General features: G+C 71.1%; 1 protein-coding gene. It reads left to right on the top strand.

Annotation, left to right across the window (positions count from 1 at the left end):
- A partial coding sequence (locus tag GWE18_RS42080) for a DUF3391 domain-containing protein (RefSeq protein WP_275191329.1) occupies positions 1 to 432 on the top strand: 432 nt, incomplete at both ends.

Here is a 432-nt window from a genome sequence, read left to right as displayed (position 1 = left end):
GGTTACGAGCCTTCCGTCATCGCGAATCCTGTGAATCCATCCCTTCTCATCGACGTTGCCCGGCTCCGCGTGGGCATGTACATCCAGCTCGACCTCGGGTGGATGAACCACCCGTTTCCGGTCAGCAGCTTCCGCATCGCCTCCGCCGAGCAGATCGGCACCCTCCGGTCCCTCGGCCTCCAGCAGGTGCGCTGGGTGCCGGCACGCAGCGATCCCGAGGTGCGCGAACTGCCCGAGGAGGCCGCCGCGGAGGAGGGCACGCACCCGCATGCAGCAGCGTCCCCCGACGCGGCCGATGCATCGGATGCCCCCGCGAAGGCCGAGCCTGCCAGCCTGCTGCAGGACCGGCTGGCCGCACAGCGGCGCTCGCTGGCCCGCTGCGACGAGCAGTTCGCGCGCGCCACCCGCACCTACGAGCGCCTGGCGCTGCAC

The organism is Bradyrhizobium sp. CSA112, from assembly GCF_029051645.1.
In the GTDB taxonomy this organism is placed as follows: domain Bacteria; phylum Pseudomonadota; class Alphaproteobacteria; order Rhizobiales; family Xanthobacteraceae; genus Bradyrhizobium.
The sequence above is the reverse complement of the archived record's forward strand: the minus strand, read 5'-3'. Positions and strand labels throughout refer to the sequence as shown.